The sequence below is a fragment of the Halomonas sp. BM-2019 genome, assembly GCF_017584085.1.
Genome location: NZ_CP071922.1, coordinates 1,887,832 through 1,890,412, shown reverse-complemented (window position 1 = coordinate 1,890,412; position 2,581 = coordinate 1,887,832). Strand labels below are relative to the sequence as shown.

At 72.4% G+C, this 2,581-nt stretch carries 3 protein-coding genes; all 3 read right to left on the bottom strand.

Translation table 11 applies throughout. From position 1 onward, the window contains the following. Positions 1 to 36: 36 nt before the first annotated feature. Entirely contained in the window at positions 37 to 1,044 is a 1,008-nt protein-coding gene (mltG, locus tag J5F18_RS09535; protein WP_346302001.1) for an endolytic transglycosylase MltG, read from the bottom strand. Positions 1,045 to 1,081: 37 nt separating this feature from the next. Beyond that, positions 1,082 to 1,888, bottom strand: coding sequence for an aminodeoxychorismate lyase (pabC, locus tag J5F18_RS09530; RefSeq protein WP_346302000.1), 807 nt, complete (start codon positions 1,886 to 1,888; stop codon positions 1,082 to 1,084). A 35-nt stretch (positions 1,889 to 1,923) separates the two neighbouring features. Continuing rightward, a partial coding sequence (locus J5F18_RS09525) for a beta-ketoacyl synthase N-terminal-like domain-containing protein (protein ID WP_346301999.1) occupies positions 1,924 to 2,581 on the bottom strand: 658 nt, incomplete at its 5' end.

Sequence of the window (2,581 nt, the reverse complement as noted above, 5' to 3'; positions counted from 1 at the left end):
GTGATAAAGCGTCCGCGCTCGGCCATCCGTGTCTCCTTACTGGCGATTGCGGATATAGCGATTGACCGCATTGTTGTGCTCGCGCAGGGTGCGCGAGAAGTGGTGGGTGCCGTCGCCCCGGGAGACGAAGTAGAGGGTCTCGCCGGGCAGCGGGTCCACGGCGGCTTCCAGGGACGCACGTCCCGGCATGGCGATGGGCGTCGGCGGCAGGCCGTCGATCACATAGGTGTTGTAGGGGGTCGCCTCGCGCAGGTCGTCGCGGGTGATGCGGCCGTCGTAGCGCTCACCCATGCCGTAGATCACCGTGGGGTCGGTCTGCAGGCGCATCCCGGTCTCCATGCGCCGCTTGAAGACGCCGGCGATCTCGCGGCGCTCCTCCGGCGCCCCGGTCTCGCGTTCGATCAGCGAGGCCATGATCAGCGCTTCAAAGGGGGTGTCGATGGTCAGGTCGTCGGCGCGCCCCTCCCACACCTCCTCGAGGATCGCCTCCATGCGGGTGAGCGCCTGGCGCAGGATCTCCAGGTCGCTCACCCCCTTGTGGTAGCGGTAGGTGTCGGGGAAGAACCAGCCCTCGGGGTGGCGCCCCTCACGGTCGAGCAGCGCCATCACCTCCTCGTCGGGGAGCCCCGCGGTGCGGTTCTCCAGCTTGGGCGCGTGGTCGAGCAGCTCGCGCATCTGGCGGAAGGTCCAGCCCTCGGGGATGGTCAGCGGGTAGGTGACCACCCGGTCGCTACCCAGCAGCACGATCAGCTCGCGACCGCTCATGCCGGGCTCGAGCATGTACTCCCCGGCGCGAAGGCGCGGCACGCTCTCGGGCTCCAGGCGGGTCAGCAGGCGAAAGGCCCAGTCGTCCTCGATCAGGCCCTGGCGGGCCAGGTCGAGCACCACGCGGTTGTAGCCGGCGCCGCGGGGCACCTCGTAGAGGGTCGGCTCGCTCACGGCAATGGGCGCCGCGAGGCGCGACTCCCAGTAGCGGTAGCCGCCGAACAGGGCGGCGCCGACCAGGATGGTCAGCACCAGCAGGATCTTCACCACACGCAGCATCGGCGTCCTCGTCGTGTCATCTGTCATCAAGAGCGGCTCAGGGAGCCGGGTAGCCCAGCAGGCGATGGGCCTCGGCCTGGAAGGCCCGGTGCACGGCGCCCAGGGGCCAGCGCATGAGCGGCTGGCCAACGGCGTCGTCGAGGCGCGCCAGCGGCCAGGCCCCCTGGACCGAATTGCCGAGCCACACCGCCTCGGCCTGCATCAGCGCCTCGGGCCCGGCCTCGACCTCGGCGATGGGCAGGCGCGCCATCAGCGCCTCGCGCAGGGTGCCGGCCACGCCGCAGCGGTCGAGCCGCGGGGTCTCGAGCCGCCCATCGCGCCGCCAGAAGAGGTTCATGGCGGTGGCCTCCACCAGCCGGCCGTGGCTGTCGCAGAGCAGCCCCTCGGCGATGGCCTCGTCGTCCCACTCGGCCCGGGCCAGCACGTTCTCCAGGCGATTGAGGTGCTTGAGCCCGGCCAGCGCCGGCTGGATGCCGAGCCGCAGCCGGCAGTGCCGCACCCGGACGCCCTCCCGCCAGCGCGCCTCGGCGGGAGCGAAGGCGGTGAGCTGCCAGCGCAGCCGCGGCGCGGGGTCCGCCGGCGGGCGATAGCCGCGCCCGCCGCTGCCGCGGGTCAGGGTCAGCTTGAGCACCGCGAGCCCCGGCCCGGCCTCGGCCAGGGGGGCGGCCAGCTCATGCTCGCGAGGCAGCGCGATGCCCAGGGCGTGACAGCCGCGGGCCAGGCGCGCCAGGTGCTCGTCCCACAGCAGTGGGCGGCCGTCACGCAGCAGCACGGTCTCGAAGAGGCCGTCGCCATAGGCGACCCCGCGATCCGCCAGGGGCCAGCCCGCCTGCCCGTCAGCCATGCCCACCTCGCCGCCGCTCACGGTCGCCTGGCGGGCTAGACCCGGGAGAAGACCAGGGTGCCGTTAGTGCCGCCGAAGCCGAAGGAGTTCGACAGCGCCACGTCGATCGTCATCTCGCGGGCGGTGTGCGGCACATAGTCGAGGCGGCAGCCCTCCTGGGGATTGTCCAGGTTGATGGTGGGCGGCGCCACCTGGTCGCGGATCGCCAGAATGGAGAACACCGCCTCCACGGCGCCGGCGGCCCCCAGCAGGTGGCCGATCATCGACTTGGTGGAGCTGACCGCCACGGACTTCGCCGCCTCGCCCATCACCTGCTCCACCGCGCGGCTCTCGGCCAGGTCGCCGGCCGGCGTGGAGGTGCCATGGGCGTTGATGTAGTCGATGGCCGCGGGATCGAGCCGGGCGTCGCGGATGGCGTTGGCCATGGAGAGCGCCGCGCCGCTGCCGTCCACGGGCGGGGCGGTCATGTGGTAGGCGTCGTCGCTCATGCCGAAGCCGGTCAGCTCGGCGTAGAGGGTCGCGCCGCGGGCCTTGGCGTGCTCGTACTCCTCCAGTACCAGCACCCCGGCGCCGTCGGAGAGCACGAAGCCGTCGCGGTCGCGATCCCAGGGGCGGCTGGCTGCCGCCGGGTCATCGTTGCGGGTGGAGAGCGCCCGCGCCGCGGAGAAGCCGCCGAGGCCCAGGGGGGTGGTG